Source organism: Janthinobacterium agaricidamnosum NBRC 102515 = DSM 9628 (assembly GCF_000723165.1).
Taxonomy (GTDB): domain Bacteria; phylum Pseudomonadota; class Gammaproteobacteria; order Burkholderiales; family Burkholderiaceae_D; genus Janthinobacterium; species Janthinobacterium agaricidamnosum.
Genome location: NZ_HG322949.1, coordinates 5,044,907 through 5,054,746, shown reverse-complemented (window position 1 = coordinate 5,054,746; position 9,840 = coordinate 5,044,907). Strand labels below are relative to the sequence as shown.

Genomic DNA, 9,840 nt, shown 5'->3' with positions numbered 1-9,840 from the left:
GGAGATTCTTCTTCCAAAATACCTGAATCAGACATATTTTTACCCTATTTTTCTTTAAAGGCAGTATAATTTGCCTCCTCAGATTAGACCGCTTGCTGCCCCATCGGGAGCAAGTAGTTTTGCAAGTTATGCCTGATGACCATAGCAAGTTGGTACCACCCCTTCCCATCCCGAACAGGACCGTGAAACAACTCTGCGCCGATGATAGTGCTGCAACCAGTGTGAAAGTAGGTTATCGTCAGGCTAGTTATTAATGGGGTAACCCATAAAAAATCCCGCCAGTGCCGAAGATGCCATGATGTCATCTTGAGCCTGGCGGGATTTTTTTCGCCTGGAAGAAGTTGATTCACACTTCAGATGCCCCACATAATATTGTCGCCATCCGCTTTGGCGTGACGCAGCATTTCCAGCAGTGGGAAAGCGCGCGCTGAAAAGCCGACACGTTGTGCGAGTGCGTGTTCCAGCGTCTCGCCTTCTTCTTGCTCATGGGCATGGATATCGTGCTCGACATCGTTTTCCGGATGCAGCTTGGTTTCTGCTACTTCTTTTTCCAGCAAGGCCAGCGCCTGGCCTGCTTCGGCAGCAGTGATGACGCCGCGGGTCGGGCTCTTGTGCAAGATGTCCAGGATGCGCTGGGCGTGCTCTTGGTACATCAAGACTTCAGGGGAAGATTTGGATTTGAAGGAGATCAACATAAGTGCTTTCTGTAACTTGTTATTTGTGACGAGACAATATCATGAGTGAGTATTTTGCACAGCCGCTGCCTTTTGATTTGGTTGCCCATAGGAAAAAGGATGCGACGAGATCATCTGGTGGACGCCATCGTGGAATACAAGGGGCTAAGCAGCTTGTGCGCGTGCGAAACCTGCCGGTTTAAGTCTGCGTTAAGGATATATCCAGGTATCAGTTGAGCTTGATCGAGTCCATGAAAGTATCGATGTTCTCGCGCGACAGGTGTTTTTCTTCGCCGAGGATGATAATTTGATAAATTCTATTGTCGCGAGCGACAAAACGGCCGATCAGCAAGATGGGTTTGCCGTTTTGCGTGCCGCTTGCCTGGATCTCGATCGTGGCATTCTGGCTGGAGCCGGTTCCCGAGGAGATCGCCGCCGAAGCCGCTTTGTCACTTTTGACGACGCCATTGATATTCCTGAGCAGCGCCGTTTTCATCGCGAGCAGCGCCGCCTGAGCTTGCGCCGGGTTGGCCATCAGCGCGCTGGCGACGGCGAAGGTAATCCCATCGATATCGCTGGCGGTCATGGTCATATTCACCTTGACGCCATCGAGGTCGATGTCGCGGCTGAAAGTTGCCGGCTTGCTTGGGAACAGCGCGGTGTATGGCGCATCGGGACTGTGGTAATCGCGCCAGTCGAATTTCGGGCTGCACGCGGTCAAGACCAGGGCTACCACGCAGCTGACCACGATAGCGGGAAGTGAAAGTTTTAACATGTGCCGATGGTAGCAGTCATGCAAGTATCGGGCAATCGCCGTTTATCCGCTATCAGCGCTCGCGCAAGGCACGGCGATATTGGATGGCTTCGGCAATATGCTGGCGTTGTATCGCCGGCGCCGCGGCCAGGTCGGCGATGGTACGGGCTACCTTGAGCACCCGGTGATAAGCGCGTGCCGACCAGTGCAGACGCACCATCGCCGTTTGCAGCAATTGTTCGCCAGCGATATCGAGTGTGCAATAGCGGTCGATTTCACGGGTGCTCAGGTGCTGGTTGGATTTATTCTGGCGCGCAAGTTGCAGTTCAAAGGCGCGCATCACTCTGTGCCGGATGTCGGCCGTGCTTTCGCCTTCAGCCCTGGCGCTCAGCGATGAGGGTATCATCGCGGCCACTTCAATCTGCATGTCTATGCGGTCGAGCAAGGGACCCGACAAGCGGCTGTGATAACGCAGGATGGCGTCCGGCGTGCAACGGCATTGTGCCGAGGCCGCTCCGAGGAATCCGCATGGACATGGATTCATCGCGGCAATCAGTTGAAAGCGCGCCGGAAAATCGGCCTGGCGCGCCGCGCGCGAAATCGTGATGTGGCCCGATTCCAGCGGCTGGCGCAAGACTTCCAGCACGCGCCGGTCGAATTCGGCGATTTCATCAAGGAATAAAATACCACAATGGGCCAAGGAAATTTCTCCTGGACGCGGCAGATTGCCGCCGCCCACCAACGCCACGCCGGAACAAGTATGGTGCGGCGCCCGATACGGCCGCCTCTTCCAGTTGGCGACCGTAAAATTACCGCTCAGCGATTGCACCGCCGCCGATTCCAGCGCTTCCTTATCTGTCATCGGTGGCAACAAGCCAGGGAAGCGCACCGCCAGCATGCTCTTGCCGGCGCCCGGCGGGCCGACCATCAACACGTTGTGCATGCCGGCGGCCGCTACTTCCAATGCGCGCTTGGCTTGTTGCTGGCCTTTCACATCTGAAAAGTCCGGATAATCGAATACGGCTACGGCGATCGCCGAATGATGGCGTTGCAACATCGCTTGCGGGTCGCGCGCGGCGAAGTGGGCGCACACCTGCAGCAAAGTGCTGGCAGGGAAGATGTTGGCATCTTTGACCAGCGCCGCTTCGTCGGCGTTTGCCTGCGGCAAGATGAATGCGCGCGCGACATCGCCGTCGCCACCTTGCATCGCAAAGGTCATCGCCAGGGCGCCGCGCACCGGCCGCAATTGTCCTGACAGCGACAGTTCGCCGGCAAACTCATATTCATGGAAACGCTCGCCGGGGATTTGGCCGGACGCGGCCAGGATGCCCAAGGCAATCGGCAAATCGAACCTGCCGGATTCCTTCGGCAAGTCGGCCGGCGCCAGGTTGGCGGTGATGCGCCGCGCCGGCATGTCAAAGCCGCAATTTTGCAGCGCGGCGCGCACCCGGTCGCGCGACTCCTTGACTTCGGTATCGGGCAAGCCAACGATGGTGAACGAGGGCAAGCCGTTGGCGAGATGAACTTCGACACTCACCTCCGGCGCATCCATGCCGGCCAGCGCGCGGCTTTTCAAGACAGCTAAGCTCATGGGATTCCCCGGCAGGACTGCTGCTGGAATCGTACTGGCTGGCGGATTCCGGCGCATTGAGATGCGCCAAGGCGGGACACACGCTGTCAGTATCTTCTCATCCACCAGTCTGTTCCCGGTGTCGATCGGCGCGCCGGGCGATCCGGAAACCGACCCGACACTGTTGTGGCCGAAGAATCGCAAGGAGGCAAGAAATAATAAAAATGCAATCATTTCTTGCTGCACCGTCTTGGCACCTGGCGGGCGCCAAGACGGTGCACTGGCAGCGCTTACTTCTGTGGCGCGCTCAGGCGTGCTTCCAGCTCGACCACGCGCTGTTCCAGCGCTTCCAGCTTGCTGCGGGTCTTGGCCAGTACTTGCGCCTGCACATCAAATTCTTCCCGCGTCACCAGGTCCAGCTTGGAAAAACCCTGTGTCATCATCGATTTGACGTTCTTTTCGATGTCCTTGACCGGCGAGTTTTCGATGGCCTGGCTGATCTTGCCATGCAAGTCGTTAAAAAAATTATTCATGTCCATGTTGGTCCTTGGTGGGCTGGAGCGGGACGTGCAACGCACCATTGCGGTGCACGTCGGCGTTAATGTGGTGCGAATTTGGTGCGCCTGATGTTGTCGCGCTACTTGTTTCTATCGCCACACAAGGCGCGCCAGCTATGTGTGGACGGAAAGTCATCTATCAAGCAGACAATATTAGCTGGCACGCATTCTGCTAAAGGGTAGATGAACGCTTTTCGATCTCCAGGCCAGATTTTAAACCTCAACCGCTTTAAAAGTTCAAGCAAAAGGAAATCGTGATGAAAAAACTGACTACGAAGCTGACTTTGGCCGCCGCGCTGACATTGGCGATGTCGGCTGTGAGCGGCATGGCGCTAGCGGCAGAGGAGGCGCAGCAAGCTGTGCCGGACAATGTAGTCAGTTACAACGTGGCGTTGACCAGCGATTATCGCTACCGGGGCATCTCCCAGACTCGCATGGACCCGGCCTTGCAGGGCGGCGCCGACTATAGCCACACGCCTAGCGGTTTTTATGCGGGCACCTGGTTGTCGACGATACGCTGGACCAGGGATGCGGGCGGCGATGGCGATGTCGAGTGGGATGTCTATGCCGGCAAGCGCGGCGAATTGAGCAAGGATGTGAGCTATGACGTCGGCGGCCTGGGATATGTCTATCCATCGCATGGCCTGGACACCAGCGCCAATACGTTTGAATTGTATGGCCAGCTGGCTTATGGCCCGGCCTACCTCAAGTATTCGCTGTCGACCACCAATCTGTTCGGTGTGCCTGACAGTAAGAACAGCGGCTATCTCGATGTCGGCTTGAATTATGAGGTGTACCAGGGGTATGTCTTGAACCTGCATGCGGGACGGCAGAACGTCAAGAACAATGGCGCACTGAGTTATAACGATTACAAAATTGGCGTGACCAAGGATTTCGGTGTCGTCACCGTGGCCCTGGCCGCAGTCAAGGCGGATATCACTTCGCTAGCGCCGAACGGAAAAAATATGGCCAAAACCGGCCTTGTCCTGACAGTATCCAAAACCTTTTAAGCGAGACCAGCATGAAAATGATAACTGCCATTATTAAACCGTTTAAGCTCGACGAGGTCCGTGAAGCCTTGTCGGCTATCAACGTACAAGGTATTACGGTGACCGAAGTCAAGGGTTTCGGCCGCCAAAAAGGCCATACCGAGCTGTATCGTGGCGCCGAATATGTCGTCGACTTCTTACCGAAAACCAAAATTGAAGCCGCTGTCGACGACGCCATCGTCGACCAGGCGATCGAGGCGATCGAAAAGGCTGCCCGCACCGGCAAGATCGGCGACGGCAAGATTTTTGTGTACAACCTGGAACAAGTCATCCGCATCCGTACCGGCGAAACCGGTAACGACGCGCTTTAAGGAGAAAATCGATGAATAAAAATATAACAAGATTGCTCGCTGGGATAGCCTGTCTGTTTGCATTCGGCTTGTCGGCGCCGAGCTTTGCCGATGCGCCGGCCAAGCCGGATGCCGCCGCTGCAAGCGCCGCTACTGCCGTTCCTGCGGCTGTTGCCCCCGCCGTTGCCCCGGCGCCGGTCGCCGCCGCTCCTGCCGCCGCCGTTCCCGCTGAAGCGGCTGCCGCTGCGCCTGCCGCCGCACCGACCCCGAACAAGGGCGACACCGCCTGGATGATGGTCGCCACGCTGCTGGTGATCTTGATGACCATCCCCGGCCTGGCGCTGTTTTACGGCGGCCTGGTACGCTCGAAAAACATGTTGTCCGTCTTGCTGCAAGTATTCATGATCTTTGCCTTGATCATCGTCTTGTGGTGCATCTACGGTTATTCGCTGGCCTTTACCGAGGGCAACGCCTTCTACGGCAAGTTCGACCGCGTATTCCTGAACGGTATCTGGGACCCGGTCAAAGCCACCTTCTCGACCGCCGCCACGTTCAGCAAAGGCGTGGTGATTCCTGAATTCGTGTTTGTCGCCTTCCAGGGCACCTTCGCCGCGATTACCTGCGGCCTGATCGTCGGCGCCTTCGCCGAACGCGCCAAATTCACCGCCGTGCTGGCTTTCGTGGTGCTGTGGTTCACCTTCGGCTACTTGCCTGTGGCGCACATGGTCTGGTTCTGGAACGGTCCTGATTCGATCAAGGACGCGGCCACGCTGGCTGCCGAAACCGCCAAGGCCGGCTGGATCTGGCAAAAAGGCGCGCTGGACTTTGCCGGCGGCACCGTGGTGCACATCAACGCCGCGATTGCCGGCCTGGTGGGCGCCATCATGATCGGCAAGCGTGTCGGCTACGGCCGTGAATCGATGGCGCCGCATTCGCTGACGATGACCATGGTCGGCGCGTCGCTGCTGTGGGTCGGCTGGTTCGGCTTCAACGCCGGTTCGGCGCTGGAAGCGGGCGACGTCGCCGCGCTGGCCTTCATCAATACCTTGCTGGCCACCGCCGCCGCCACGCTGTCGTGGGTGTTCGGCGAATGGATTACCAAGGGCAAGCCATCGATGCTGGGTGGCGCTTCCGGCGCCGTGGCCGGCCTGGTCGCGATCACTCCGGCGGCCGGTTTTGTCGGTCCGATGGGCGGCCTGGTGATGGGCTTGCTGGCTGGTATCGTCTGCCTGTGGGGCGTGAATGGCTTGAAACGTTTGATCGGCGCCGACGATACGCTGGATGTGTTCGGCGTGCATGGCGTCGGCGGCATCCTGGGCGCCTTGCTGACCGGTGTGTTCGCTGCACCGCAATTGGGCGGCCAAGGCATTTTCGACTACACCACCAATAAAATGTCGGCCGATGCCTATTCGATCGGCGGCCAGGTGTGGATACAGGCGCAAGCCGTCGGCACCACGATTATCTGGTCGGCGGTGATCTCGGTGATCGCTTATAAGCTGGTGGACCTGGTCATCGGCCTGCGGGTACCGGAAGAAGAAGAGCGCGAAGGGCTGGACATCACCAGCCATGGCGAATCGGCTTACCACTCCTGATGGCCTGATTATCTATTAGATAATGTCCCGCGCAAGCGGGCTGAAAAAAGCGTCTCGCAAGAGGCGCTTTTTTTCGTTTACGCCTGACCAACATCTTTAAAACAAGGTTTTTGCCCCGATTTGGGGTACTTGCACGGTAATATAGAGATAGATTCGCGACAGTTCCGTGTGCCGACAGCACATACTTTAAGGATGTAACCATGGTACCCCATCTCGTCACGGCCCAGACCGGACCGCTGCTCGACCTCGAAAAGAAGATCCTGGCCGCGACGCCGGCCATTGAGCGCTGGTTCCGCCTGGAATGGCAAGAGCATACGCCGCCATTCTATTGCTCCGTAGACTTGCGTAACGCCGGATATAAACTGGCCCCTGTCGATACCAATTTATTCCCTGGCAGCTTTAATCATTTGGCAACCGAAATGTTGCCGCTGTCGGTGCAAGCCGCGATGGCCGCGATCGACAAGTATTGCCCGGATGCGCGCAACCTGCTGCTGATTCCTGAAATCGAGCCGCGCAATCAGTATTATTTACAAAACGTGGCGCGGCTGATGCAAATCTTTCGCCAGACCGGGCTGCACGTGCGGCTCGGTTCCTGGTCGCCGGAGATTACTCAGCCGACTCCGTTGGCTTTGCCGGATGGCAATATGCTGGTCATCGAACCGCTGGTGCGCAGCAATAATGGACGCCGCCTCGGTTTGAAGGATTTCGACCCGTGCACGATCTTGCTGAATAACGACTTGTCGGCCGGCATCCCCGACATCTTGCAAAATATCCATGAACAAAGCTTGTTGCCGCCGCTGCATGCCGGCTGGGCGTTGCGCCGCAAGAGCAACCATTTCAGCGCCTACGATGAAGTGGTCAAGAAATTCGGCAAGATGATCGACGTCGATCCGTGGATGCTGAACCCGTTCCACGCCAAATGCAGCGACATCAATTTTGCCGAAGGCGAGGGCGAGGATTGCCTGGCTGCCAACGTTGACGTCTTGCTGGCCAAGATACGCAAGAAATACAAGGAATACGGCATCAAGGAAAAACCGTTCGTCATCGTCAAGCCGGACGCCGGCACCTATGGCATGGGCATCATGACGGTCAAGGACGCCAGCGAAGTGCGCGACCTGTCGCGCAAGCAGCGCGACAAGATGTCGGTGGTCAAGGATGGCAAGCTGGTCACCGACCTGATCATCCAGGAAGGCGTGCCGACCTTTGAAAGCATCAAGGATGCGGTGGCCGAGCCGGTGGTGTACATGATCGACCGTTATGTGGTCGGCGGTTTTTACCGCGTGCATGGCGAACGCGGCGTGGACCAGAACCTGAATGCGCCGGGCAAGCAATTCGTGCCGCTGGCGTTTGCCCAGCAGCATGCGGTGCCCGACTTGAAGGCCAAGCCGGGCACCGCCGCACCGAACCGGTTTTATGTCTATGGCGTGGTGGCGCGGCTGGCGCTGCTGGCCGCTTCGCTCGAAATGGAACGCACCGATCCCAACCCCGAAGTTTATTAACCGCTAACGGAATAGCCGCCGGCGCTGGTGGCCTCAGGTAGCCAGCGTCAATCTCGGCTAGAATCAAGCATTACTTCGACTGGACTCGACCATGAAAATCGCTTTCCTTGCCGATCCGCTGGCAGGCTTCAAGACTTACAAAGATTCGACCTACGCGATGATGGCCGAGGCGGCCAAGCGCGGCCATGACATTTACGCTTTCGAGCAAACAGACATGGCGCTCGATGAAGGCATCGTCAGCGCGAACGCGCAACGCATCACTTTGACCGGCGAGGCCGACGACTGGTTCCGCGCCGATGCGCGCCAGGAAACCCGTCTATCCGAATTCGACGCCATCATCGAGCGCAAGGACCCGCCATTCGACATGGAATATGTGTACGGCACGTATTTGCTGGAACTGGCGGAAAACCAGGGCGCGCGCGTATTCAACAAACCGTCGGCGATCCGCGACAATAATGAAAAGATGGCGATTGCCCAGTTTTCCGGATTTACCGCGCCTACCCTCGTCACGGCCAGCGAAGCGCGCCTGCGCGCCTTCCACGCCAAGCACCAGGACGTGATCTTCAAGCCGCTCGACGGCATGGGCGGCAGCGGCATTTTCCGGGTCAAGTCCGATGGCTTGAACCTCGGCGCCATCATCGAAACGCTGACGCTGAACGGCGCCCGTACCATCATGGCGCAACGTTTTATTCCGGCTATCTCGAAAGGCGACAAGCGCATCCTGGTGATCGGCGGCAAGCCTGTGCCATTCGCGCTGGCGCGCATTCCGCAAGCCGGCGAAGTGCGCGGCAACCTGGCGGCCGGCGGCACCGGCGTGGCCCAGCCGCTGACCGAACGCGACCTGGAAATCGCCGAATCGCTGGGCCCGATCCTGGCCAGGCGCGGCTTGTTACTGGTCGGATTGGACGTGATCGGCGATTACCTGACCGAGGTGAATGTCACCAGCCCGACTTGCTTCCAAGAAATTATGCAGCAAACCGGTTTTGACGTCGCGGCGATGTTCATCGACGCGCTCGAGCAGGATGTGCTGCATCCTGCGCATGCTTAACGAGGCGGGCCGATAATGGTTGGCATCTTGCTCATGACGCATGCTCCGCTGGGGCAAGCTTTCATCGCCGCGTGCGCCCACGTGTTCCGCGGACCGACCGAGCGTTTCGAAGCGATCGACGTGGTGGCCGACCAGGACTTGCAGGAAGTGCAAAAACTGGCCGAGGCGGCGATTGCCCGCCTCAACGACGGTTCCGGCGTGCTGGTGATCACCGACATCAAGGGCGGCACCCCGGCCAATTGCTGCAACAAGCTGGCCGACGCCGGACGGGTTGAAGTGATCGCCGGCATCAGCATGCCGATGTTGCTGCGCGCCATCACTTATCGCCGCGATACGCTCGATGTTGTGGTGGAAATGGCACTCGCCGGCGCGCAAAGCGGCGCGGTACGCGTAGATAACCGGATTCGGGTCGGAGAGAGTTAATATAGCAAGGGTCAGTAAAAAATTAGGTATATTAGATATGGCTGCCGCCGTCTCTGGCGGCGCTAGCAATAGTTCGATGACGCGCTTTATTGGGATTGAGACGATATAAAAATGATTCAACAAGAACTAGAAATCATCAACAAGCTGGGGCTGCATGCGCGCGCCTCGGCCAAATTTACCCAATTGGCGGCCAAGTTCAAGAGCGACGTGTGGCTGACCCGCAATGCGCGCCGCATCAACGCCAAGTCCATCATGGGCGTCATGATGCTGGCCGCCGGCAAGGGCGCCAAGGTCACGCTGGAAGCGGAGGGCGCGGATGAGCAAGCTTGCATCGAGGCGCTCGCCGCATTGGTCAATGACAGGTTTGGCGAAGGCGAGTAATGC

Annotated in this window: 11 protein-coding genes and 1 rRNA gene; 8 read left to right on the top strand and 4 right to left on the bottom strand. The window is 58.0% G+C overall.

Annotated features, from left to right (window positions below; all coding sequences use genetic code 11):
* The first annotated feature begins 131 nt into the window (after positions 1–131).
* Positions 132–244 (top strand): 5S ribosomal RNA (gene rrf, locus GJA_RS21760).
* Positions 245–353: 109 nt separating this feature from the next.
* Here rrf and GJA_RS21755 read toward each other — a convergent pair.
* The 4 genes from GJA_RS21755 to GJA_RS21740 all read right to left on the bottom strand — a co-directional run bounded on the left by GJA_RS21755 (position 354) and on the right by GJA_RS21740 (position 3,537).
* Entirely contained in the window at positions 354–695 is a 342-nt protein-coding gene (locus tag GJA_RS21755) for a DUF1840 domain-containing protein (protein WP_038496512.1), read from the bottom strand.
* Positions 696–903: 208 nt separating this feature from the next.
* Positions 904–1,449 carry a hypothetical protein gene (locus GJA_RS21750; protein WP_038496510.1) on the bottom strand — a complete coding sequence of 182 codons (546 nt, stop codon included), beginning with the start codon at positions 1,447–1,449 and terminating at the stop codon, positions 904–906.
* Between the two features lie 52 nt (positions 1,450–1,501).
* Positions 1,502–3,019: a YifB family Mg chelatase-like AAA ATPase gene (locus GJA_RS21745; RefSeq protein WP_038496507.1), complete on the bottom strand. Its 1,518-nt coding sequence runs from the start codon at positions 3,017–3,019 to the stop codon at positions 1,502–1,504.
* Between the two features lie 269 nt (positions 3,020–3,288).
* Complete coding sequence (locus GJA_RS21740) at positions 3,289–3,537, bottom strand: accessory factor UbiK family protein (protein ID WP_038496504.1); 249 nt, start codon at positions 3,535–3,537, stop codon at positions 3,289–3,291.
* Positions 3,538–3,812: 275 nt separating this feature from the next.
* On the opposite strand from GJA_RS21740, the gene GJA_RS21735 reads away from it, so the two are divergent.
* From GJA_RS21735 to GJA_RS21705, 7 genes are all read left to right on the top strand, one after another.
* Positions 3,813–4,565 carry a TorF family putative porin gene (locus GJA_RS21735; protein WP_038496502.1) on the top strand — a complete coding sequence of 251 codons (753 nt, stop codon included), beginning with the start codon at positions 3,813–3,815 and terminating at the stop codon, positions 4,563–4,565.
* 11 nt (positions 4,566–4,576) lie between these two features.
* Positions 4,577–4,915: a P-II family nitrogen regulator gene (locus tag GJA_RS21730; RefSeq protein WP_038496499.1), complete on the top strand. Its 339-nt coding sequence runs from the start codon at positions 4,577–4,579 to the stop codon at positions 4,913–4,915.
* Between the two features lie 11 nt (positions 4,916–4,926).
* On the top strand, positions 4,927–6,486 hold the full coding sequence (locus GJA_RS21725) for an ammonium transporter (protein WP_038496496.1): 1,560 nt from the start codon (positions 4,927–4,929) through the stop codon (positions 6,484–6,486).
* Positions 6,487–6,686: 200 nt separating this feature from the next.
* Positions 6,687–7,985, top strand: a complete 1,299-nt coding sequence (gshA, locus tag GJA_RS21720; RefSeq protein ID WP_038496493.1) for a glutamate--cysteine ligase — start codon at positions 6,687–6,689, stop codon at positions 7,983–7,985.
* A gap of 91 nt (positions 7,986–8,076) precedes the next feature.
* Positions 8,077–9,033: a glutathione synthase gene (gshB, locus tag GJA_RS21715; RefSeq protein ID WP_038496490.1), complete on the top strand. Its 957-nt coding sequence runs from the start codon at positions 8,077–8,079 to the stop codon at positions 9,031–9,033.
* 15 nt (positions 9,034–9,048) lie between these two features.
* The gene (locus GJA_RS21710; RefSeq protein ID WP_038496487.1) at positions 9,049–9,456 is read left to right on the top strand and encodes a PTS sugar transporter subunit IIA; all 408 of its coding nucleotides are present in this window, start codon (positions 9,049–9,051) and stop codon (positions 9,454–9,456) included.
* A gap of 111 nt (positions 9,457–9,567) precedes the next feature.
* On the top strand, positions 9,568–9,837 hold the full coding sequence (locus tag GJA_RS21705; protein WP_038496485.1) for an HPr family phosphocarrier protein: 270 nt from the start codon (positions 9,568–9,570) through the stop codon (positions 9,835–9,837).
* Positions 9,838–9,840 lie beyond the last annotated feature (3 nt).

Bases quoted from the DNA above. Each gene is read 5' to 3' on its own strand.
- GJA_RS21730 (WP_038496499.1), top strand. From the start codon at position 4,577: ATGAAAATGATAACTGCCATTATTAAACCGTTTAAGCTCGACGAGGTC.
- GJA_RS21745 (WP_038496507.1), bottom strand. From the start codon at position 3,019: ATGAGCTTAGCTGTCTTGAAAAGCCGCGCGCTGGCCGGCATGGATGCG.
- GJA_RS21740 (WP_038496504.1), bottom strand. From the start codon at position 3,537: ATGGACATGAATAATTTTTTTAACGACTTGCATGGCAAGATCAGCCAG.
- GJA_RS21705 (WP_038496485.1), top strand. From the start codon at position 9,568: ATGATTCAACAAGAACTAGAAATCATCAACAAGCTGGGGCTGCATGCG.
- GJA_RS21750 (WP_038496510.1), bottom strand. From the start codon at position 1,449: ATGTTAAAACTTTCACTTCCCGCTATCGTGGTCAGCTGCGTGGTAGCC.
- GJA_RS21735 (WP_038496502.1), top strand. From the start codon at position 3,813: ATGAAAAAACTGACTACGAAGCTGACTTTGGCCGCCGCGCTGACATTG.
- GJA_RS21725 (WP_038496496.1), top strand. From the start codon at position 4,927: ATGAATAAAAATATAACAAGATTGCTCGCTGGGATAGCCTGTCTGTTT.
- GJA_RS21710 (WP_038496487.1), top strand. From the start codon at position 9,049: ATGGTTGGCATCTTGCTCATGACGCATGCTCCGCTGGGGCAAGCTTTC.
- GJA_RS21755 (WP_038496512.1), bottom strand. From the start codon at position 695: ATGTTGATCTCCTTCAAATCCAAATCTTCCCCTGAAGTCTTGATGTAC.
- gshB (WP_038496490.1), top strand. From the start codon at position 8,077: ATGAAAATCGCTTTCCTTGCCGATCCGCTGGCAGGCTTCAAGACTTAC.
- gshA (WP_038496493.1), top strand. From the start codon at position 6,687: ATGGTACCCCATCTCGTCACGGCCCAGACCGGACCGCTGCTCGACCTC.